The organism is Streptomyces sp. NPDC046939, from assembly GCF_040644575.1.
Classification (GTDB): Bacteria; Actinomycetota; Actinomycetes; order Streptomycetales; family Streptomycetaceae; genus Streptomyces.
This window is the reverse complement of record NZ_JBEYWV010000048.1, coordinates 1-18,927: the sequence shown is the minus strand read 5'-3', so window position 1 is coordinate 18,927 and position 18,927 is coordinate 1. Positions and strand designations below refer to the sequence as shown.

The window sequence follows — 18,927 nt, the reverse complement described above, 5'->3', positions numbered from 1 at the left end:
GTCATACCGGGGTACCGGGCGGGGTGCGGCGCACGTCGGAGCCGGCATCCGAAGCCTGCTCGCGCAGGAAGGCGACCTCCTGACGCAGGTCGGCCAGCTCACGATGCAGGGCCTGGATGGCGACCAGGGCGACGCCATTGGCATCCGTGCTGCAAATGGTCGTGTCACTGCCGCCCAGGCCGAAGGCCGCCCACCAGTCCTGCGCCATCGGGCCCAGATGCCGAACTTCCGGCGGGTCCCAGTGATACCGCCAGGAACTCACCGGCAGACGCACCACTTCCTCCAGGACGCGATACCCATTGACCGCCTCCCCCGGCTCCACCGCCGACGCGGTGGCCCTGGACGCCAGACCCGCACCCGGAACACCCGGGCGCCGGCGCGTGTGCGTGCGGGCCCGTGCCCAGGCCGACAGTCCGCGAAGCGACAGCACGCCTACCGCTCCCACACCACCGGCCGGACAGCCGTCTTCAACCGCCGGTCCGAGGGCTTGCAAATGATGCCGCTTTCCCCGCAGGTGACCTGTGGCAGGTCCAACGGCAACTGCGCAAGGTCGGTCCCTAGAATCCCCGGCCCGGCTGCGGTCCCGCCAGCCGCCTGCGCACCGCCCTTCGTCACACAGGAGTTGCCGAACACCGCGTTGCCCACACTGACGACCCCCGCCTGCGCCGGAGCCGCGGACGCCGCCATCGCCCCCACCGCCGAACCCACCAGCACCGCCCGCTTAGGCCACATCCGCGCATCCGTCACCAACGGCCACCTTTCCCTGCACACGTTCAACCACTGCCCGGCAACGCCTGCTCACCCGAACAAAGACCCCCGGGCTATCCACTTCTCAACGAAGTCCGGCCCCCTCACGTCACGGACCGCCCGCAGGCAGACACCAAACAGCACCAGCACCCCGGCCGCGCGCCGACAGCCCCAAGCGACATCGGGTTGCACGGGCCGGCAGGGACGGGCGTCGGGCCCGTGGCCGTTCGGACGCCCATGTGCGGGAGCAGCGCGCAGGCCAGGCGAAGCGTGCCCAAAGGCTGCAGGTGAGAGAAGAACGCCGGACCGCGAGGGGCCGTGCCTGAGTGGCGTGGCCCCTCGCGCTGTGTCAGGCGCCGGTCCTCTTGCCGCGGGCGGTCAGCGCGTCGCGCAGGATCCCGTCGGACGCGCGCGCCATGCGCAGCAGTTCACGAATGACCTCGGCCTTGTCCCAGCGGACGCCGGTCTGGACCCTCAGATCCAGGAGCCATTGGTCGATCTGGTGGGACTCGCTCGGATCGAAGCGGACTGTCGTCGGGATGGCCCCTTCCGCCTTCGGAGCTGGCCGGGGAGCGGTGTCGTATGTCGTCATGCCCAGCCCAACGAGGCAGCTATGCGAGAGGACCTGCGGCACCCTGTCCAGGCTGTGGAGAGGCGCCTGGCGTCAGCCGTGTCCGCGTGGGGCAAGGCGCAGGTGGGCCGGGGGGGCTGGGCGGGGCGTCGGGCTGCGGGGTGCGTGCCCAGCCGTGGGCGTGCATGGTCTCGGTCTCCCAGTCCTCGAAGAGCGTGGGGAGCACCTGGGGCCGAGGGTGGGGTCGCGGTGCCACTGGATGAACGCGCGGGCGGCGGGGTGGTGGGCGTCGGAGGCCGGGCAGAGCTCCATTCAGACGCCGGTCATCAGCGGGGCGTGCCAGTGCAGCAGCAGTTCGGTGCCGCAGCGGGAGCAAGGCCGGGCCGGCTGTTCGTCTTCAACCCGCTCGGGGTGAAGACGGGCGAGTTCGTCGTCGGGATCGTTGTCGAGGCTGCCGTCGAGGTTGCCGATGCGGCAGAAGGAGCCGTCGAGGCTTACGACGTAGCGCCAGGTGAACGACGTGCAAGGCCCCCTTCCGGGTGGAGCCTGACGCGAACGGCCACGATCCGCCCGCCCGTCGATCACCGTCAAGAGGGCTGCACTGCAAGGGGTGAGGGCTGAGTTCCCTTCGATGAGCCTGGACGGAGTATCGGTTCGCGGGCGCTGCTCTGCCGCAGGATGATCATGCAGGGCACGACCGGAGGGCGCACCGGGGCTGAAGTCTTGTCTGTAGGTGCCGAGTTGGGGAGGTAAGCACATGCCCACAGGTGTGGCTGTCGTGTGCGACACCGACGACTGCTTCGCCATCTACCTGGCGGTCGAGACCGGTGACGACGATGATGCGCGCTCCGCCTCCGAGGTCTCGCAGCTGGCGCGTGACGCCGCCCAGGGCGACGGGTGGGTGGTCAGCTTCGGCTTTCAGCAGCCGGTGATGACCTGTCCCGGTTGCGCGGACGGCCGGGGGCCTGTGCGTGAGCGCGGGGAGTGTCGGCGGTGCATGGGCCGGGTCGATTCGGCGTCCAGGTGCATGTACTACCTGCGCCCCGTGGGGCCTGAGCCGGGGGTGTGACGGCGTCGCCCCGTCGTTGTTGAACAGCGCGACTCCATAAAGCCGGGCCCCGGGGATGTCTGATCCCCCGTGGCGTGTCCGGCGCTCGGTCAGCTCTGGGTGTCGTCCGGGTCGGTGAGCCAGGTGACGACGTCGGCGTCGGTCATCCAGATCGTCTGCGTCTCGTGAGCCTCACCGTCCTGGATGACGTGCCCGCGGCCCCGGTGCTTGCTCGGCTTCGGGGCCGGGCCTGCGAGCGGGGCGAGGCGCTGCCAGGTGCTGGCGGCAACCCGGGCCAGGACGACTGTGCCGAACAGCTCGTGCGGCGCCGCCCCGAGAATGCTGGCGACGGGCGTGCCGTCGAGGATGACGTGGACGCGGGCCGCGCGTCCGGTGTACAGCGCGGCCTCGAGGGCAGAGACGGCCGGGGACATGCGCGGGTCGTCCTTGCTGCGGAACGTCGCCGACTCGGCTGTGTCCTCCACTTGCTTGTCGAACTTCGTCTGCGCCATCGGTCCAACGCCCTTCGTGCTGCTGCTTGTGCGTGCGGGCAACGGTGCCGCCAGAAGCGGACACCGACGCTCAGGCGCAGACCGTAGAACGGATCACCTGTGGATAAACCGTACGAACAAGGAGATAAAACCGCACCAAAACGGGCTGAACAGGGTGTAACTACTTGGTCGGTGTGGTGCGACGCCGAGGTTCTCCGACAGGTCGCAGTGCCCGTTCAAGGCACGGACCTCCAGGCTGCTCCCCGTGGTGGTTCTCCGGGGGATACCAGGGCAGTTCGAAGTGCCTTCTTGCCGCTCCGTCCGGGGCGCCGCAGGCTGGGAGTGGTATTCATCAGGAACCACCCCGTCGAACACTGATGGTTCGGCGGCGAAGGGAAGCGCGTGTCCAGCAGCAGCGACATCCTCATCACCGGCGGCCACGTCGTCACCCTCGACCCGGCGCTGGGCGACCTGCCCGGCGGTGACGTCCTCGTACGCGACGGCAGGATCGCCGCCGTCGGGAACGTCCCCGAGGAGCAGGCGGCCGGCGTCCGGCGGATCGACGCGCGCGGCCGGGCCGTCATCCCCGGCATGGTCGACACCCACCGGCACGTCTGGCAGGGCGCGCTCGCCGGCAGCACCCCGAACGCCTCCCTCCTGGGCTACGTGGGACGTGTCGTGCAGGGCATCGCCCCCGGCTACACCCCCGAGGACGTCTACGCCGGCACCCTGTGGGGCGCTCTCCAGGCCCTGCACAGCGGGGTGACCACGATCGCGGACTGGGCGCACAACGTGCGCAGCCCCGAGCACACCGACGCCAACGTGCGCGCACTGCGCGACTCCGGAGTCCGTGCGCTGTTCCTGCACGGCGGGCCCGGTGCCGACACTGCGGGTTTCTTCGGCACCGGACACCACCCCGACGACGCCCGCCGCGCCCGCGACGAGCTGTTCGGCGCGGGTGCGGACGAGCGGGTGCGGATGGGCCTGGCGCTGCGTGGCCCTGCGTTCACCTCGGTCGAGGCGACGGCGGAGGACTTCGCCTACGCCCGCGACCTGGGCCTGCCGATCTCCGTGCACGTCGGCATGGCCGGCTTCCCCGGCTCGGTCGAGGCACTGGATCGACACGGACTGCTCGGGCCGGATGTCAACCACGCCCACGCCAACCAGCTGACCGAGCGGGAGCTGGGCCTGATCGCCGACAGCGGCGGCTCGGTCTCGATCACTGCGAGCACCGAGATGCTCATGGCCCTGGGCACCTACCCGGCGACCGGAGCCGTCCTGCACCACAACATCGCCGCCGGTCTCGGCGTCGACACCACCACGAGCGCCGGCGCCGACCTGTTCGGCGAGATGCGCCTGGCACTGGCCGCCGAGCGCTCCCGCGCCACCCGCGAGGCCGTCGAACGTGACGAGGCGGTCGCCGAGGTGCCCCTCGGCCAGCGCGACATGCTACGCCTGGCCACCCTTGGCGGCGCCCGCGCCTGGCACCTCGACGACGAGATCGGAACCCTCACCCCCGGCAAGCGGGCCGACATCACCGTCGTCGACATGCGCGCCCCCCACCTCGACGGCTACGGCGACCCCGTCGCCACCCTCGTCCTGGGCGCCGGGCCCTCCGACGTCGAGACGGTGATCGTCGGCGGCGATGTCGTCAAGGACGCCGGCGTGCTCGTCGGACCCCACGCCGAAGCCGCCCGCGCGCTGGTCGCCGCCTCCCGGCGCCGTATCGCGGAACGAGCGGCACGCTGACGACCGCCCTCGTGCCCGCCGGCAGTGCCGCTCACCCTCGGCCACGAGATCAGCGGCCGCGTCGCCGCGACCGGGCCCGGAATGACCGCCTGGCCACCCGGGCGTGCGGCGGTCGAGTTCGCGCTGGAGTCCTGCGGCACCTGCCGGGCCTGCCTGGCCGGCCGGAGAACCAATGCCGGGTCAGCCCGACCGGGGTAACGGCCTCACCCGGGACGGCGGGCTCACCGACCACCTGGCGGTGCAGATCCTGCGGCCCACCACAGCCGCTGAAGTGATCGCCGTCGACGCCCACGACGACGCCCTGCAACTGGCGCGCCGCGTCGGGGCCCAGCACACCGTCCGCTCCGGCCCCGACACGGCTGCCGCTGTCCGGCGGATCGCCGGCCCGGCACCCGGCGGCGCCGACACCGTCATCGACTGCGTGGGGGCGACCACGACCTTGGAGCCGTCCCGCGCCGTCGTCGCGAAGGGCCGGCCACGTCCTCATGGTCGGTTCGGACTGGGCGGCGGCCGGCTGCTCATCAGCCCCGAGCCGGGCAGCCCATCCGTCCCGGCCGAGGCGAGCCTGCGCCAGTCCTTCTGGGGATCACGCGGAGAACTCGCCGACGTCGTAGCCCTTGCGGCGACCGGCCGCCTCACCCCCGCCATCAAGCGGTTCGCGTTCGAGGACATACCGGACGCCTACCACCAGCTACGCCGCGGCGGCATCACCGGACGCCCCGCCGTCGCCCTGCGAAGGCGCCGCGCTGCGCGCGTCGTGCGCGGCACGAGCCCGCACGATGCCCTCCAAATGCCCCTCGGTCCACTGGACCAGGCCGTAGAGCACCGTGTGCAGCGAGTCGCCCGACCCGGTCAGCGCGTACTCCACCCGCGGCGGCACCGTCGGGTGGACGGTCCGGATCACGAGCCCGTCGCGCTCCAGATTCTTCAGGGTGCGGCTCAGCATCCGCTGCGTGATCCCCTCGGTGCGACGCCGCAACTCGTTGAACCGCACCGGACCGTCCGACAACCGGCAGATCACCGTCACCGACCACTTGTCACCGACCGTGGCCAGCACCTCCCGCAACATCCCCGAGGCGCCACCCGGCCCCGCCGTCACCGTCTCCGCCATGCCCACTCACCACCATCCACAGCTACCTGCAGGAGGTCGCCCGTGCAGTATCTCCGGTATACCACCTCGCAGCGCCGCGGCGGCCAGCCGCCGTTCGTTGCCCGCACCGCTCTACCTGCCGCTCACCACCGGGCCCGCTCCGCCGGGCCACGCGCGCGGAGGCACCGCCGACGCGCCACAGCAACCACCCCCGCGGCCAGGCACCGAACCCCGAGCACGCGCGTGCCGCCGTCCTGCCCTGTCCTGCCTTCCTCCTTTCTTCTTCTTTCTGTCCCACCTGACGGTCGGTGCGTGTGTGAGGGGTTGTCGACACCACTGGTGCGCCCTGGCATACGGCCTGAGCTGCGGTTTCGTGCTGGAGGTGCTCGGGGTGGGGGTAGTGCCCTTGGGAAGGGGTGCGGCCGGGACCTGGTTCACACGGCGCGTCATCGCGCTCTCCAGCGACCTGTCCTCCCAGCGCACAGCAGGCCGGACCAGGGTGGTCCTGCAACGCCTGGCGCCGTACGCCTCCGTACCCGAGGTGCGCTCGGTTCTCACCGATCACGGACGCCTGCTGCCTACGGTCGGGTAAGAAGTCATCTGCTCGCTCGGCTCCTCCAAATAGATTTCCGGAACTCGGCTTCAGCTGATCCCGTTGAAGTCGACGGCATCTACTACTGGCTGGGTGCTCCAGAGCGCCAGCCCTTGGATGCGGCCAGTCGGGGGTGCGTGGTGTGATGCCACACTCGGCACCTTCGGTACCTGGACACAAGGGGGATGGGCGTGCGTTTTCCGAGACGCCTCAAGTTGTGGCTGTTGCGACGAATTGTGGGCAGAAGCGATCGCGCTCTGTTTCACGACATGGCCGAGGGGCAGAGGGACGCCTTCCGCCGCGCAGTCCAACACTTCGATCCGGCCTACCGGATACCGCTGCGGATCAGTGGCGCGGTCTGGACCGGCGCCTATGCACGATATGCCTGGCTCAAGGTGCGGCTGGTGGCTGGTCTCGCTGGCTTCGCCACGCTGGCCCTCTTGATCAATCCGCCGAGCATATTCGCCGACGAGGCGTGGAAGGGCAATGAGGGATGGAGTCAAGTAGGCGGCCTCGTTTCGTGGTCCCTGAACATGTCCATGCCTGCGCCGTCCCCTTCGGCTGTTTTATGGTGGATTTCGGCGTCTGTGTGCTTGTGGTTCATGGCTGCTTCGCTGCGGCGATCCGAGTCCCTGTCAAGGCTCCGGGGCAGTTACCGGCTTATGCATGTGAACCGCGTGCCGTATGCCTGTTCAGTAGCTATCCGTCATTGCAGCCAACTGAGCAAGAGAACGCCGTATCAGACACAAACCGAGCTTGCAGCCGTAGAGATGTCTGTCTCACTGCTCATCCATGAACTGCGCAGGGTTCCTCATGACCGGTCATGGCTCCAGCGTCGCTCCGCGCGTCGTACTGCTATCCGCCATCACGTCAATCTGGTTGCTGCCGCACTCCAGAAGCAGACGCTCCGACTGGACTCCGACCCGTCCGGGGCAGCCCGGGAGATCGCGAGTATGGCCCTGACAATCTGCAACGCATACGTGCTGCAACAGCATGGCCGTTTCCTCAGCGAGGCCCAGCTAGCCGGCCTGGAACCGGCACGCAATCGAGAAGTGCTCAGGATCGCCGCGGCCGGAGTCATCACCTTCTCTGTGTCTTACCTCGGCGCCGTAGTCGGAGTGCCTGGCACTGTACTCCCCCTGCTCTTCGGGCTGGTAGGTGTCATCGCCTTCAACACCATCGTCGGCCGCACGTCGCGCTCGCTCGAACTGCTCGACTCCGTGCGCGGTCTACAACGCCCTTGACCCAACACGTCAACGAACGCGCCGCGGTGACAGTCTCTGTTGTGCGAGGCGTACGCGCCCACGGCGCTGCTGATTCATGGGCACATGCTCCCCTGTGTTCACAGAGGACACGGCTGATCTTCTTCCGGTCTCCCTCTAGGAGCCAATCCCTCGGCCGTACAGACGCTGGGCCGGACATCGGCATGCCACGCGTGCGCCCCCGCATCCAATCCTCGGCCCCGCCACCAACTTCTTTCTGAAACAGCTGAGCCCAGGAACCGACGGTGCGGCAGAACCTCGTGCGGCGCCGGACCCGAAGGTCCGGCGCCGCTTCATGAGTGCATCGCGCAGTCTGCTACTTCCTGCCGTGGCTGTTGCCGAACACCACGTGGACAACAGGCAGGGGCGCCAGCACCAAGGCCAGCGTCCAGGTCCCGTACCAGGGCACCATGAGGTCCACGGAGCACTTCAGCAGCATGACAGGACCGGCCACGGAACCGACGAGGCCCGGAGTCGGGTAGTGACGGTTCAGTCCGCAGCATCGGCTCCGGCACAGCCTGATAGCCTGCGATCTTCGCCGGTTACCCGGACGGAGTCCCCCGGCGGGTCGCCATGTCACACCATCAGCAGCTCATGACAGCCCTGGATGCACTGGACCGCGCCTTCGCCTCTGAAGAGCCGTTCCCCGTCGGAGGTTGCACGTACTGCTACGGCGAGGAGGGACTCGCCGAACTCTCCAAGCCGCTGCACCTCATACCCGACGACATGGTGTCCGCGGCCGCCGGAGAGGTGCCCAGCCACTGGGACGACTTCCCGCGTCTCTACCGCCGTCTTGTCCCGCGCATCATCCGCCCTCTTGTCGCCGGTCAGTTCCACGTCTTCGAGGAGCTGATCGCCACCCGCCTGGTCGAGGCGGGTTGGAGCACCTGGGACGCGCCCCTGGCCGACGCTCTTCGCAACGTCTGGACCGCATGGTGGCAGGCCACATTGCACACCCACCCCAGCCCGGTGTCCATCAGGGACACCCTCGGCCTCATCACCGTCGCCACCGACAGCCTGCGCCCCTGGCTGGACATATGGACCGCCACCCGGACCCCGGCCGCTGACGCGCACTTGGCGGACCTGATGGTCGACGTGCTGTTCGAGTACGAGATCACCGACCTGAGCCTGGGGTTCCACAGCGAGTACCACGCCACCGCGGAGCTGGTGGAATGGCTCCTCACCGATGTGCGCGACCGTGTCACCGACTCCCGTCTCGACGACCCGGACTTCGTTCACCACCTCCAGCAGCTGATCAGCACTCCAGCTGACGTCTCAACCGACGCGCTTCACAATGACGGCTTCTGAGCTCTGGGGGTTGGTGTCGGCTGGTTGGTGAGTGTGAGTCCGGTGCCGGTGAGGCAACCGTCGATCAGGTCGGGGCGGAGTTGGATGTGGCGCAGGCCCCGGCGGAGGGTGCGTTCGAGGTGTTCATCGTCGGTGAAGGCGGTATTGGCCAGCGGCCCACGCCGTAACAGCGACCAGACGCCTTCGACCGGGTTCAGGTCTGGCGCGTACGAGGGCAGTTGGATCATGGTGAGCCATTCGTGTGCAGCCGCGTACTCGCGCATTGATGTGGGCGCGGACGACCAGGTCGCGGTAGTCGCTCCAGGCGGAGGTGTCGCGTCCCTTGCCCTTGTGCTTGCGGTGGCGTCGCGGCCGGTAGATCAGCCGGGACGTCTCGCCCGGTTTGTAGCAGCACATCGCCGCGATCGACCAGCGGCGCCAGGAGCGGCCCCGCACCCGCACCGCCGGCGTGTGTCCACGCCGGCCCCAGGTGCGGGCGCGTGGCGGTGTCATCGAGGACCCGGCCTCGTCCTCGAAGACGATGTACGCCGCCAGCGCCGCCGCAGTCATTCCGCCTGCGGCCACACATCCTTCTTCCACAGACCCACCGCCTCCTCGTCGTGCTCCAGCGCCCGGCGGGCCGGCGGCTGCCAGGACCAGCCGTGTCGGTGCAGCAGCCGCCACACCGCCGCCGACGAGCAGTCCAGCCGGAACCTTCGGGCGATCAGCACTCTGATCCGGCCACCGCGGGGGATCTCAAAGCGAGGAGGGCTCGGGGACTTCGCGTTCCCCGGGCCCGTCCCTGGCGACCGACCCAGCAGGCAGCAGGTGGCAACCTCGCCGGGCTCCCCATCGGCAGCCCTCTCAACCACTGCGGCGGAGCAGACACCACCCCCTCCAGCTCACAGACGCAGTGGACGTCCTCGACTGACTTCGGCGGCGACCAGTAGGGACCGCGCGCCGGGCCCGGGCGGTCTCCCGTAGACCTCGTCCGGGGCTTCGGGGACGCCCGCGCTCGGGAAATCGGCGGGGAGGGGCGGCTACCGGACGCGGTCAACGCGGCTCGGCCTCCTCTCGTCGTTGTCAGACGGTCCGACCGGTGGCCGGACCATCACGACTGGTCGGTGAGGAAGTGGTCGATCACCGCCCTGGTCAGACCTGACAGCACCGCCGAGGCGACGGCGGCCGCGCCCTTCTTCACCACTTGATCCTGAACGGTGTCGGCGCGGGGCGCCGGCGCGTGCTGGGTCCGCTCACGCTGGTCACTCATTGGTCCTCCGGTCTCTCGGAGTAGTCCTCCCGTCCCGGACAGCACTATCGACCGACCACCACCGGCCGGCTGAAGGTGTGTCGGGGCACCGCGGACACCAGAGACTGCGGATCGGCCATATCCCTCACTACATGGCCGATCAACAACTCGATGAAGGCCACCTCCCACACATAGTCGCCCCCACGTTGAGGTCCCGGGTGGGCTGGCAGACCGGGCCTCTGGAATGCTGCGCCCACCTGCAAGTCCCCACCGAAAGGCCCCCCATGCCACAGTCCCTGTGGAAACGCCACGGCCTGGTGCTGGCCGCCGGCGCCGCGTGCATCCTCGTCAACGGCAAGGGCATCGGGCCGTTATGGCTCGTCGGGTTTGCCCTGCTGGTGACAGGTCTGCTGATGCGGCGGGCGATGACGCGTGCCCAGCGCCCGCCGAGTGAAGAGGCCCCGCCGTTGGCACTGGACATCCCCGTGAACGGCCGCTGGATGGCCCGCAACGGGCCCGCCACCAAAGTGCCAAGCCACACTCACCACCTCGCGCAGACTTACGCGATCGACCTGGCCCGCCGCCCGGCGCCCGAACCCGTGTGGCTGTGGCCGCTGACACGGCGCCCCGAGTCCTACCCGTCCTTCGGTGAACCGCTGCTCGCCCCCGCGAACGGCCAGGTGGTCGCTGCCAGAGACAGCCAGCGTGACCACCTGACGCGTACTTCCCTGGCCGGCCTGCTTTACGTGCTGCCGGAGGGCTTCATGCGCTCCCTCGGCTCTCCGCGCCACCTGCTCGGCAACCACCTGATCCTGGACTTGGGCAACGGAGCGTACGCCGTCTTCGCGCACCTGCGGCGCCACTCGCTGAAAGTGGCCACTGGGGACCATGTGACAGCCGGTCAGCCACTCGCGGAGTGCGGCAACTCGGGCAACTCCTCCGAGCCCCACCTGCACTTCCAGCTCATGGACAGCCCCGACATCACCTCAGCCCACGGCCTGCGCTTCACCTGGCGGTACCAGGACGACGACGGCCACGAGCATGAAGGCGTACCCGCCGACAACACATGCTTCGTCCCCGTCCGGACCGCCCCCGCCGACTCGTCAGACCCCTACGCCGCGTCATAGCCGGGATCGAGCGCGAAGCGGACCGACCGGACACGGCCATCAGGGGCGAACTCGCCGAAGGCGAAGACTTCCTGCGGCCACGCCGGATTCCCATCCCGACTGGTGGTGTAGCGGGCTGCGAAGCGGTTGCCTCCCGCAGCATCTCGTGCACGTCCACCGGATAGGTGTGGCCCAGCTTGCGCCCCTCCTCCAGCGCCTTCAGGACGCCCGAGCGCTGCATCACCTTTCAGCAGCACTCAAGCACCCGTGTCCTCTGACAGGTGATCTTGGCCGTTTGCCAGGTGAGTTTGACCGGCAGGAAACCGCAGGTCAGGTGTAGACGTTGCGTCCGTACTCCTCGCGGCTAACCTGGAAGTCGTCCGGCTGGTCGCGGCGGAGCTCCTCGTACCGGACCTTGAAGATGTCGATCGCTTCGTGCAGCGTGCAACCGGACGCATCCATGATCGCCTTGAGCGCCAGGACGATCCGATGGTCCAGGATGTGGCGGTCCACGCTCTCGGGCAGGTCTTCCATGGGCTGACCGTACCGACAGGCCCTCGACCGCGCCGATCAATATCGCCTGGCAACCGGTCAAGATCACTTATCAGAGGGCAACTCTGGGGCCAACTGAGTCGCTCCGTCACAACTGATGCTGCGTTCCCGTTTGGGCGTGTACATCTGTTGGGAGTAGGCAGCGGGGAGGTGGCGGGTGGATGCTGAGGGATGGTCCTGTGGGCGCGGCCGTGCCGCGATGAGCAAGAGTGCAGGGTCGTGCACCGGTTGGTGCGGGCCCGGAAGGCCCCGCGCGATCTGGCGGTGCGGGCCCGGATGATTCAGCTGAGTTGGTCCGGACAGCGAGTGTCGGCCATCGCGGCCACGTTGGGGTGCAGCGCCAAAACCGTGCGCTGCTGGCTCCACCGTTTCAACTGCCGGGGTCTTGCGGGGCTTGAGGATCTGGGCGGGCAAGTCCGCGTTCGTTAAATTCCCACGACCCATGCCCCCAGCCTGACCACAACACGCCTGTCATGTCAGGAGATCCGAGAAACAGCGCCTACTGAGGTTTTCGTTAGTTCTGTGGTGTTTTTGTATGGATGGTCAGTCTGGTGTGGGTGAGGAAGGACCACGGGAGCTGTTCGTCGGAGCAGACGCGGTGGATGCCGCGTTCGGCGGCGTCGGCGACGTCGGCGAGGTGGTCGCCGGCGAGGTGGTCGCCGGCGAGGTTGGCCAGTTCCCGGGTCTTGATGGCCGACCAGAGCAGTTCCACCGGGTTGAGTTCGGGGGCATAGGCGGGCAGTCGTTCCAGCGTCAGCCAGTGCTGCTCGGCCGCGGCCCAGGCCCGCATGGCTCGGCTCCAGTGGGCCGACAATCCGTCCCAGACCAGCACCACGGCCTCGCCGGCGTAGAAGGTTTTGATCTGTTCGAGGACCTCGATCAAGCTGGTGGTGTCGTAGCTGCCGGGCTTGAGGTGGAAGCACAGCCTGGGCCCGCGTCCGGTGTCGGCGGCGTGGTAGCCCAGAGCGGCGGCCATCCCGGCTCGTTTCCAGTTCAGCCGGTGCCGCAGGAGCGGGGCGTGGCCGCGAGGTGCGTAGGTGCGGCGGACCTGAGGCAGCAGCGACACCCCCGATTCGTCGAAGAAGACGATCCACGCACGTTTCTTCACCGCCCCCTTTTGATGCGCGGCCATTCCTGGGCGACCCACCGGGCGATCTCCGACTCGTCCCGCTCGACGGCCTGGCGCCGTGGCCGCTGCAGGCTCCAGCCCAGCCGCCCGGTCAGCAGCCGCCACACCGATGCTCTGGCCAGATGCACCCCGGTGACCCGCTCCACCACCACACCGACCCGCTCCAGCGTCCACAGGTCCGCCTCGAACCCGTGGGCCTGGGAGCCCTGTTGAAGTGCTGAGCGGACCACCTCGACCTGGGCGTCATCCAGCTTGGGTGGTCGGCCGGTGGCCGGTCGCCGTCGCAGTGCTGGAGCCCCGCCCTGTTCCCACTGGCGTCTCCATCGGCGCACGCTCTCGGGGTGCATTCCCAGCATCCGCGCCACCTCGGAGGACGTGCGTTGTTGCTCGAACAACTCGACCGCGCGCATGCGCCGGGCCTCGGCCAACTGCGGCCGTGTCAACGGCGGAACGGAGACCTCAGCAGCAACGGCCTGCGACTCATCAGACACATTCACATGCTGGCACCGCCGCAGCTTCAGCACAGAACTAACGAGAAACTCAGTAGTACTGCAACGGTGCTTGCCGTGACTGTTCGCCGGTTCGCTCGTTGGTGCGGTTATGGGTGGAGCCCTCCTGGGTGGCGCGCACATTGTCCTGACTCACGCGGAGTTGCCGCCAGGTGGCGTACGCGCCCAAGAGCACGACCAGGCCGCCGACCAGCTGCCATAGCGTCGTGCGGACATCGTTCACCGCCTTCAGCCGGTCCTGCGCGGCGACGCCCGCCCCGGCGAGATCGTGGTCGACCACCACCTCCGGCAGTACGACGAACACCGTGCCCCGCCTGACCAGCCTGTCGCGCAATGCCCGCCGCCCGCGGCCCGGTTCCCTCATCTCCATGGGGGCAGTGCCCCGTCCGGCATCTCGTGGCAGGTCGCGAGCGGTCGTACGGCGAGCAGCAGCGGGCCGGGGCGAACTGGTCGGCGCGGCGGCCCGCCCGGAACGGGACGAGCACCACCATGCGTGCCGGGCCAGCGGTCTCCATGGCCGGGCCGGATCGAAGCGCCCCTGGGAAGGTGTGTCCGCCATGCGTCCCATGCGTCGTGGTGGATGAGACACCCCGTTGTACTGGTGCGTGACGCCCGCCATGTGGTTATCTGGCCTCATGACCGTGCTCGTGACCCGCCGCCACGTCGATTACGTGCGTGTCACCACCACGGGTTGTTCCGCCGCGAGCTGACGCCAGCGCTCCGGCTTCTGAACAGCATTTTTCTCACCGCTTCGCGCTGACAGCCGACCTGTTGCGCCCTCGTACCGGGCGCGGTCCGCGGCGCTGCGGTTCCTTCACGTCTGCCCACCCCCACCCTCCGCACAGGGAGCAGCATCATGAGCCAGCCCATCGACTCCGTCACCGCCGGTCATACGCCTGAGGAGGCGCCCGCCGGTCCCGACACCTCGGCCTGGTCCTTCGAGACCAAGCAGGTCCACGCCGGGGCCGCGGCCGACCCGACGACCGGCGCCCGGGCGACGCCCATCTACCAGACAACGTCGTTCGTGTTCCGCGACACGCAGCATGCCGCGGACCTGTTCTCACTGGCCGAGCCCGGCAACATCTACACCCGCATCCACAACCCCACCCAGGACGTCTTCGAGCAGCGCATCGCCGCCCTGGAGGGCGGGGTCGCGGCCGTGGCGCTGTCCTCCGGGCAGGCGGCCGAGACCCTGGCGATCCTCACGCTGGCGAGCTCGGGCGACCACATCGTCTCCAGTACGTCGCTGTACGGCGGCACGTACAACCTGTTCCGGCACACGCTGCCGAGGCTGGGCGTCGAGGTGTCCTTCGTCGACGACCCGGACGACATCGAGAGCTGGCGAGCCGCGATCCGGCCGAACACCAAGGCGCTGTTCGCGGAGACGCTGGGCAATCCTCGCGGGAACGTGCTGGATGTGCGGGCGGTCGCGGATGCGGCACACGAGGCGGGCGTACCGCTGATCGTGGACAACACCGTTCCGACCCCCTATCTCCTGCGGCCCATCGAGCACGGTGCGGACATCGTCGTGCACTCGGCGACCAAGTTCCTCGGCGGGCACGGCACCGCGATCGCCGGTGTCGTGGTGGACGGCGGCACCTTCGACTTCGGGTCGCATGCCGAGCGCTTCCCGGACTTCACCGAGCCCGACCCGAGCTACCACGGTCTGCGATATTGGCCGGCGCTCGGCCCGGGCGCCTTCGCCGTCAAGCTCCGGGTGCAGCTGCTGCGGGATCTCGGCCCGGCCCTCTCGCCCCACTCCGCGTTCTTGCTGCTGCAGGGCGTGGAGACGCTCAGCCTGCGCATCGAGCGGCACTCCGCGAACGCGCTGGCGCTCGCCGAGTGGCTGGAGCAGCGGGACGAGGTCGCCGTGGTCCACTATCCGGGCCTCGAGTCCAGCCGCTGGTACGAGGCGGGACAGCGGTATCTGCCGCGCGGTGCCGGTGCCGTGGTCTCCTTCGAACTGCGGGACGGCGTCGAGGCGGGCAAACGGTTCGTGGACGCCGTCGAGTTGTTCAGCCATCTCGCCAACATCGGCGACGTACGCAGCCTGATCATCCACCCGGCGTCCACCACCCACAGCCAGCTCGACGAGGAACAGCTGGCTGCCACCGGCGCCTCCCCCGGCCTGGTGCGCCTGTCAGTCGGCATCGAGAACCTCGCCGACCTCAAAGCCGACCTGGAGGCCGGGTTCCGCGCTGCCAAGGGTGCGTCCTGAACACCGCACTGACGCCCCACCAGGTCCCCCTCCCTCCGGCCACCGGCGCCTGGCAGGAGGGGGACCCGCCGGGGCGGCGCCAGTGGTACGACCGTGCCGAGCCGCTCCCTCTGGAGGCGGGCGGTGAACTGCCCGGCGTGCGGCTCGCATTCGAGACGTGGGGACGGCTCGCACAGGACCGTTCCAACGCCGTGCTCGTGCTGCACGCCCTCACCGGCGACAGCCATGTCGCCGGCCCCGCCGAACCCGGTCACCCCACCCCCGGCTGGTGGGACGGGCTCATCGGACCCGGGCTGGCGCTCGACACGAACCGCTGGTTCGTCGTCGCCCCGAACGTGCTCGGCGGCTGCCAGGGCAGCACCGGCCCGTCCTCCCCGCGGCCGGACCGTCGACGCTGGGGCGGCGGCTTCCCTTTCCTGACCCAGCGCGACCAGGTCTCGATCGAGGCCGACTTGGCGGACGCGCTGGGCATCGACCGCTGGGCACTGGTGGTCGGCGGCTCGATGGGCGGGATGCGGGCGCTGGAGTGGGCCGTGTCGCATCCGGAGCGCACCGGCGCGCTGCTGCTGCTCGCCACGACAGCCGCAGCGAGCGCGGAGCAGATCGCCTGGGCCGGCATCCAGCTGCACGCGATCCGCTCCGACCCGCACTGGCGCGGCGGCCACTACCACGACACCGGTCAAGGACCACACGCGGGACTCGGCTCGGCCCGCCGGATCGCCCACGTCACCTACCGCAGCGAACCGGAACTCGCCCTCCGCTTCGGGCGTACGCCCCAGGGCACGGAGGACCCTTGGAGCGGCGGCCGGTACCAGGTCGAGTCCTACCTCGACCATCACGCCGCCAAACTGGTACGCCGCTTCGACGCGGGCAGCTACGTCGTGCTGTCGGAGGCCATGAACAGTCACGACATCGGCCGGGGCCGCGGCGGCGTTCGCGCCGCCCTGCGCCGGGTGACCGCCACGACCCTGGTGGCCGGGGTCGACTCCGACCGCCTCTACCCACCGTCCCAGCAGGCGGAACTGGCGGTCGGCATCCCCACGTCCGACGACCTCCGGCTGATCGAATCACCCTACGGCCACGACGGCTTCCTCATCGAGGTCGAGCAGGTCGCCGCACTCGTGGCCGAACTCGTTCCCCGGACACCGGGCGGGAGAGGGCCATGACCATCCACCATTCCGCCACCGGCATCGACATCGACGCCCGCACCGCCTTCACCGCCTTCACCGCCCACCTGATCGACGGGCGCCGACGGCGTCACCGTCGTACTCGGCGAGGTGGTGTCACCGTCGTACTCGGCGCGGTAGCGGGCGGCGGCCAGCGGGTTGATCGCAAAGACCTGGTTTCGATCGCCGGGCGACGTCGTGCGTCTTCTCCGCCCGGTCGATTCCGCAGCAGATCACGGCGTTCCTCTCATGGAGCTCGGGTGTTATGACGCTGCTGACGGCTGGGGTGTCGTCGTAGGCCCGGGACGCCGGGTCGCCCAGGGCGGCGAACGCGAAGAGGAGGCAGGCCCGTTCGAGCTGCTTGTCTCCTCTCCGCTCTCCGGGCGGGTTGTTCGCCACGCATCGCAACGGCATGGCCTTTGTCGTGTTGCTCGGTACGGTGGCGGTGCTGGGCATTCACGCGCTTGTCCTGGGACGCGTGCCCGGTTCATGGCTTCAGCGCGGTGTGCGCGCTCTCCGGCTCTGGGGCGCAGGTGGTCCCGCCGTGCCGGCGAGCTGGTATCTGCGTTCGCCGAGCGTGCTGGTCGTGGGTCCAGGTCTGCCGGCGTTGGGATACACGGTGAAGCCGACCCGCTGATTCCACAACTCGCCAGCTTGCGGGGTGACGGGGCGGGCGTGGCCGTGCGCTGGGCGCGACAGGTCGATCGGTGGCGGAAGGCACGGTCGGGGTCACGGGCGCCTTCGGCCGGAACGGCTCGAACCACTCCTCGGCGGCGAGGTTCACCATGCCCATGGCCTGGTGGATGCCGCTGTCCGGGACGTCCATGCCGTCGTGACCGGCGTCGTAGAGCATCGACACGTCGTGGTCCACTTTGCCGACCGTCGAATTGACCGGCTGGTCCCTGAGCTGAACCGCCAACTCAAGCCTGCTCGCGCGCCTCACCACCCGCTGTCGCACCCCGGGCAATCCTCTTCCGGACTGCCCCTGAGCAGTCCCGGATGCGACCCGGAAGCATCCCTGACAGGGGCACCGAACGGTCGTCAGCGCACCTACTGAGCGTTTCGTCCTGTCTCATTGCGGCTCTCGGGGGTTTGTCCACTCCGCCGGCTCGGGACGGAAGAGACCTATGAACCGGCCGGTGTGAGGTGTGACGGCAGAGGACTGTTTCCTCCCGGCACCTCCCGTCTCCTCCCGCGACGCGGCGGTCTTCAGCCCTTCGCCCCCTCGCCAAGCCGGCCGCCGCGCAGTACATCGCAGACATGCCCCCGCGCGACCGGTACCCCAGCGACCTGTCCGACGACCGCTGGATGCTGATCGAACCCGCCCTCACCGCCTGGCGGACCCGACGCCGCCACCACGCCCTGGACATCGGCCGCCCGCCCGAGCACGATCTGCCGCGCATCATGGACGCCATCCTTTACGTCGACCGCACCGGCGTCCCCTGGCGCTACCTGCCCCACGACTTCCCGCCCCACCAGACCGTCTACGGATACTTCGCCAAGTGGCAGAACGACGGAGTCCTCACCCAGCTCACCGGCCTGCTGCGGCGCCTGGTCCGCGAGGCCGAACGCCGCAACAGCGAACTCTCGGCCTGCGTGCTGGACTCCCAGAGCATCAAACCTCCGCCAACGTGCACCTGGCCGGCCAGGGCACCGACGCCGGAAAACGGATCATCGGCCGCAAACGCCACCTCGGCTGCGACACCCTGGGCCTGCTGCTGACCGTGCTGGTCACCGCCGCCAGCGCCTCCGACACCGCCGCCGGCGTCACCCTGCTGTCCCGCATCGCCGCCGCCCACCCACGCATCACGAAGGCGTGGGTGGACGCCGGCTACCGCACCACCGCCATCGAACACGGCGCCTGGCTCGGCATCGACGTCGAGCCCGTCGCCCGCCCGCCGGGCAGCCGCGGCTTCGTGATCATCCCGCGGCGCTGGACCATCGAACGCACTATCGGCTAGCTCATGCACCACCGCAGACTCGCCCGCGACTACGAAACCCACCCCCAACTGGCGCGGAAACTGACCCAGCAGAGGCAGACACCCTTCACAGAACGAAACGCTCAGTAAGTGGGCGTTTGATTTGGTGTTGTCTGTTTGGTTTGGGGTTAGGTGTCACGCCAGGTGGGGGTGTTTTCGCGGGTGAGGCGGCGGGTCATGAG

At 69.2% G+C, this 18,927-nt stretch carries 25 protein-coding genes and 3 pseudogenes; 14 read left to right on the top strand and 14 right to left on the bottom strand.

Annotation, left to right across the window (positions count from 1 at the left end; genetic code table 11):
* Nucleotide 1 precedes the first annotated feature (1 nt).
* From ABZ877_RS36765 to ABZ877_RS36750, 4 genes are all read right to left on the bottom strand, one after another.
* On the bottom strand, nt 2-322 hold the full coding sequence (locus tag ABZ877_RS36765; RefSeq protein WP_361080430.1) for a tail fiber domain-containing protein: 321 nt from the start codon (nt 320-322) through the stop codon (nt 2-4).
* Nucleotides 323-432: 110 nt separating this feature from the next.
* Nucleotides 433-747, bottom strand: a complete 315-nt coding sequence (locus ABZ877_RS36760) for a hypothetical protein (protein WP_361080428.1) — start codon at nt 745-747, stop codon at nt 433-435.
* Between the two features lie 349 nt (nt 748-1,096).
* Complete coding sequence (locus tag ABZ877_RS36755; RefSeq protein ID WP_361080426.1) at nt 1,097-1,339, bottom strand: hypothetical protein; 243 nt, start codon at nt 1,337-1,339, stop codon at nt 1,097-1,099.
* Nucleotides 1,340-1,630: 291 nt separating this feature from the next.
* Entirely contained in the window at nt 1,631-1,909 is a 279-nt protein-coding gene (locus ABZ877_RS36750; protein WP_361080424.1) for a hypothetical protein, read from the bottom strand.
* 187 nt (nt 1,910-2,096) lie between these two features.
* Between ABZ877_RS36750 and ABZ877_RS36745 the strand changes: the two genes are divergently transcribed.
* Entirely contained in the window at nt 2,097-2,387 is a 291-nt protein-coding gene (locus ABZ877_RS36745) for a hypothetical protein (protein ID WP_361080422.1), read from the top strand.
* An 89-nt stretch (nt 2,388-2,476) separates the two neighbouring features.
* Here the strand turns inward: ABZ877_RS36745 and ABZ877_RS36740 are convergent, their stop codons facing one another.
* Nucleotides 2,477-2,878, bottom strand: a complete 402-nt coding sequence (locus ABZ877_RS36740) for a hypothetical protein (protein WP_361080420.1) — start codon at nt 2,876-2,878, stop codon at nt 2,477-2,479.
* A 381-nt stretch (nt 2,879-3,259) separates the two neighbouring features.
* On the opposite strand from ABZ877_RS36740, the gene ABZ877_RS36735 reads away from it, so the two are divergent.
* The 3 genes and pseudogenes from ABZ877_RS36735 to ABZ877_RS36725 all read left to right on the top strand — a co-directional run.
* On the top strand, nt 3,260-4,606 hold the full coding sequence (locus ABZ877_RS36735) for an amidohydrolase family protein (protein WP_361080418.1): 1,347 nt from the start codon (nt 3,260-3,262) through the stop codon (nt 4,604-4,606).
* Nucleotides 4,607-4,630: 24 nt separating this feature from the next.
* Entirely contained in the window at nt 4,631-4,804 is a 174-nt protein-coding gene (locus ABZ877_RS36730) for an alcohol dehydrogenase catalytic domain-containing protein (RefSeq protein ID WP_361080416.1), read from the top strand.
* Nucleotides 4,779-5,264, top strand: a pseudogene (locus tag ABZ877_RS36725) (zinc-binding dehydrogenase); the annotation flags it as partial. The gene ABZ877_RS36730 and the pseudogene ABZ877_RS36725, both read left to right, overlap by 26 nt.
* 33 nt (nt 5,265-5,297) lie before the next feature.
* Here ABZ877_RS36725 and ABZ877_RS36720 read toward each other — a convergent pair.
* On the bottom strand, nt 5,298-5,717 hold the full coding sequence (locus ABZ877_RS36720; RefSeq protein WP_361080414.1) for a helix-turn-helix domain-containing protein: 420 nt from the start codon (nt 5,715-5,717) through the stop codon (nt 5,298-5,300).
* An 840-nt stretch (nt 5,718-6,557) separates the two neighbouring features.
* On the opposite strand from ABZ877_RS36720, the gene ABZ877_RS36715 reads away from it, so the two are divergent.
* Nucleotides 6,558-7,532 (top strand): hypothetical protein, encoded by a 975-nt coding sequence (locus tag ABZ877_RS36715; RefSeq protein ID WP_361080413.1) that lies wholly within the window; start codon nt 6,558-6,560, stop codon nt 7,530-7,532.
* 334 nt (nt 7,533-7,866) lie between these two features.
* Here ABZ877_RS36715 and ABZ877_RS36710 read toward each other — a convergent pair whose 3' ends face one another.
* Nucleotides 7,867-8,004, bottom strand: coding sequence for a hypothetical protein (locus tag ABZ877_RS36710; RefSeq protein ID WP_361080411.1), 138 nt, complete (start codon nt 8,002-8,004; stop codon nt 7,867-7,869).
* A 119-nt stretch (nt 8,005-8,123) separates the two neighbouring features.
* On the opposite strand from ABZ877_RS36710, the gene ABZ877_RS36705 reads away from it, so the two are divergent.
* Nucleotides 8,124-8,858, top strand: a complete 735-nt coding sequence (locus tag ABZ877_RS36705) for a hypothetical protein (protein WP_361080409.1) — start codon at nt 8,124-8,126, stop codon at nt 8,856-8,858.
* Here the strand turns inward: ABZ877_RS36705 and ABZ877_RS36700 are convergent.
* The 3 genes and pseudogenes from ABZ877_RS36700 to ABZ877_RS36690 form a co-directional block, all read right to left on the bottom strand.
* Nucleotides 8,840-9,350 (bottom strand): annotated as a pseudogene (locus tag ABZ877_RS36700) (transposase). The gene ABZ877_RS36705 and the pseudogene ABZ877_RS36700 overlap by 19 nt on opposite strands.
* 53 nt (nt 9,351-9,403) lie before the next feature.
* On the bottom strand, nt 9,404-9,568 hold the full coding sequence (locus tag ABZ877_RS36695; protein WP_361080407.1) for a winged helix-turn-helix domain-containing protein: 165 nt from the start codon (nt 9,566-9,568) through the stop codon (nt 9,404-9,406).
* A gap of 380 nt (nt 9,569-9,948) precedes the next feature.
* A complete protein-coding gene (locus ABZ877_RS36690) occupies nt 9,949-10,107 on the bottom strand; it encodes a hypothetical protein (protein ID WP_361080405.1) in 159 nt (52 codons plus the stop codon).
* A 263-nt stretch (nt 10,108-10,370) separates the two neighbouring features.
* On the opposite strand from ABZ877_RS36690, the gene ABZ877_RS36685 reads away from it, so the two are divergent.
* Nucleotides 10,371-11,213: a M23 family metallopeptidase gene (locus tag ABZ877_RS36685; RefSeq protein ID WP_361080403.1), complete on the top strand. Its 843-nt coding sequence runs from the start codon at nt 10,371-10,373 to the stop codon at nt 11,211-11,213.
* Between the two features lie 309 nt (nt 11,214-11,522).
* Here ABZ877_RS36685 and ABZ877_RS36680 read toward each other — a convergent pair whose 3' ends face one another.
* Nucleotides 11,523-11,726 carry a hypothetical protein gene (locus ABZ877_RS36680; RefSeq protein ID WP_361080401.1) on the bottom strand — a complete coding sequence of 68 codons (204 nt, stop codon included), beginning with the start codon at nt 11,724-11,726 and terminating at the stop codon, nt 11,523-11,525.
* A gap of 189 nt (nt 11,727-11,915) precedes the next feature.
* Here ABZ877_RS36680 and ABZ877_RS36675 point away from each other — a divergent pair, with 189 nt between their 5' ends.
* On the top strand, nt 11,916-12,173 hold the full coding sequence (locus ABZ877_RS36675; protein WP_361080399.1) for a helix-turn-helix domain-containing protein: 258 nt from the start codon (nt 11,916-11,918) through the stop codon (nt 12,171-12,173).
* 85 nt (nt 12,174-12,258) lie between these two features.
* On the opposite strand, the gene ABZ877_RS36670 is transcribed toward ABZ877_RS36675, so the two are convergent.
* The 3 genes from ABZ877_RS36670 to ABZ877_RS36660 are packed head-to-tail and all read right to left on the bottom strand — an operon-like array spanning nt 12,259 to nt 13,752.
* Nucleotides 12,259-12,852 carry a transposase gene (locus ABZ877_RS36670; RefSeq protein ID WP_361080397.1) on the bottom strand — a complete coding sequence of 198 codons (594 nt, stop codon included), beginning with the start codon at nt 12,850-12,852 and terminating at the stop codon, nt 12,259-12,261.
* On the bottom strand, nt 12,849-13,364 hold the full coding sequence (locus ABZ877_RS36665; RefSeq protein ID WP_361080395.1) for a winged helix-turn-helix domain-containing protein: 516 nt from the start codon (nt 13,362-13,364) through the stop codon (nt 12,849-12,851). The genes ABZ877_RS36670 and ABZ877_RS36665 overlap by 4 nt, the downstream gene beginning before the upstream one ends.
* Before the next feature lie 49 nt (nt 13,365-13,413).
* A complete protein-coding gene (locus ABZ877_RS36660; RefSeq protein WP_361080393.1) occupies nt 13,414-13,752 on the bottom strand; it encodes a hypothetical protein in 339 nt (112 codons plus the stop codon).
* Between the two features lie 486 nt (nt 13,753-14,238).
* On the opposite strand from ABZ877_RS36660, the gene ABZ877_RS36655 reads away from it, so the two are divergent.
* The 6 genes and pseudogenes from ABZ877_RS36655 to ABZ877_RS36630 all read left to right on the top strand — a co-directional run bounded on the left by ABZ877_RS36655 (nt 14,239) and on the right by ABZ877_RS36630 (nt 18,835).
* A complete protein-coding gene (locus ABZ877_RS36655; protein ID WP_361080391.1) occupies nt 14,239-15,600 on the top strand; it encodes a bifunctional o-acetylhomoserine/o-acetylserine sulfhydrylase in 1,362 nt (453 codons plus the stop codon).
* A complete protein-coding gene (locus ABZ877_RS36650) occupies nt 15,597-16,766 on the top strand; it encodes a homoserine O-acetyltransferase (RefSeq protein ID WP_361080525.1) in 1,170 nt (389 codons plus the stop codon). Before ABZ877_RS36655 ends, ABZ877_RS36650 begins: the two co-directional genes overlap by 4 nt.
* Nucleotides 16,763-17,035, top strand: a complete 273-nt coding sequence (locus ABZ877_RS36645; protein WP_361080389.1) for a hypothetical protein — start codon at nt 16,763-16,765, stop codon at nt 17,033-17,035. Before ABZ877_RS36650 ends, ABZ877_RS36645 begins: the two co-directional genes overlap by 4 nt.
* A 143-nt stretch (nt 17,036-17,178) precedes the next feature.
* Entirely contained in the window at nt 17,179-17,403 is a 225-nt protein-coding gene (locus ABZ877_RS36640; protein WP_361080387.1) for a hypothetical protein, read from the top strand.
* Nucleotides 17,404-17,473: 70 nt separating this feature from the next.
* A complete protein-coding gene (locus ABZ877_RS36635; RefSeq protein WP_361080385.1) occupies nt 17,474-17,602 on the top strand; it encodes a hypothetical protein in 129 nt (42 codons plus the stop codon).
* 424 nt (nt 17,603-18,026) lie between these two features.
* Nucleotides 18,027-18,835, top strand: a pseudogene (locus ABZ877_RS36630) (IS5 family transposase).
* Nucleotides 18,836-18,927: the final 92 nt, after the last annotated feature.